Origin of the sequence: Ancylothrix sp. D3o (genome assembly GCF_025370775.1) — a bacterium.
GTDB lineage: Bacteria > Cyanobacteriota > Cyanobacteriia > Cyanobacteriales > Oscillatoriaceae > Ancylothrix.
The window spans coordinates 1-1,168 of sequence record NZ_JAMXEX010000132.1 but is presented as its reverse complement, the minus strand read 5'-3'; the positions used below and the strand labels follow the sequence as shown (position 1 = coordinate 1,168).

Sequence of the window (1,168 nt, the reverse complement as noted above, 5' to 3'; positions counted from 1 at the left end):
GATGAAGAAGAGGAGGAGGATAATGAGAATATGTACTCACCATTTGATGATATCGAATACAGTATGGCTGAATGGGTAAAAGAAGACTTACTTGATATTAGCGAGATAAGTCCAGATGAGCTAGAATTCGAGATGCCAGAGGATTTTCCATACTAAAAGAGTATTTGTCCTCGGACAGGGTGAGAAGTGTCTTGAAAGCTTTTTTGGACAATAATTTGAGCTATTTGAGGTAAAAAAAAGGTGGTTATTCACAGCCGGCGTGACAGGTATTTTTGTCAACAATGGCTTTCTAAGCGCGACCATTCATCAAATGATTAGATTTAGGAGGCATGGGTAACGGAGGAATTTTTTTGGATGCTAGAGCCTGAAAGTCTGATCTTAGAAGGCTTCGAGAAAAATTGTCACCCCGTAAGCCCACCGGCACCACCAACTTCCCCATCATCTTGAGCCACACCGGAACCCCTGGATGTAATAAAGCCGGTGAATCTGGCTGAGCCAAAGGATCTTGAGGGGCCTGTGAATTTGTCTGGGCTGGGGGATATTGAGGGGCCGGTGGTAGTTCGGGGGCTGGTGAATCTCTGAAGGTCGTTGGATCTGTAAAAGCCGGGGGATTTGTAAAGGCCGGTGGATTTGTAAAGGCCGGTGTCACTTCGGAAAAGCTGAACTTCATGGGGATTTCAGGCCGGCACAGACAAAATGTACTTCCCGACGCCCCAGGCGAACATCGGCCTATATCGTGTCCCACCAGTACGACCGACCTCCCCACCACCACCGACCCTACCAACTTCACCCGCTCCAAAACTTTACATCTGTTTTGCTATAGTTTGAGATTTTCTCTATCCATATCTGTTCTTCTAGTCTGTATGATTTGTAGTCGTTAACCAGTGTTGTTCGCGTAAGCGCTGCCACGCCTTGCGAATATGGAGAGATTTGAAGAGTTGACGTTTGCGTTCGCTCCATTGGTGTACTAGCAAAATCGCTTCGTTGCTATCTTCTACTGCTTTTGGGTGTTCTTTAGCAACCCAATGAGTTGTAGCTAACAACTCCATACCGTAAGGTGTTTCAAATCCAAAAATCAGATCGCCGACTCGTTGTAAACGTTCTTGCGCTTCTATATCTGTTGCTAAACATTTCTGTGCCGCATCTCTTCCTTCTGGCAATACATAAA

The 1,168-nt window shown here is 45.7% G+C and carries 1 protein-coding gene and 1 pseudogene; both read right to left on the bottom strand.

Annotated features, from left to right (window positions below; genetic code table 11):
- Positions 1-289: 289 nt before the first annotated feature.
- Positions 290-790 (bottom strand): hypothetical protein, encoded by a 501-nt coding sequence (locus NG798_RS27740; RefSeq protein WP_261226949.1) that lies wholly within the window; start codon positions 788-790, stop codon positions 290-292.
- Positions 791-854: 64 nt separating this feature from the next.
- Positions 855-1,168: pseudogene (locus NG798_RS27735) on the bottom strand (Appr-1-p processing protein); the annotation flags it as partial.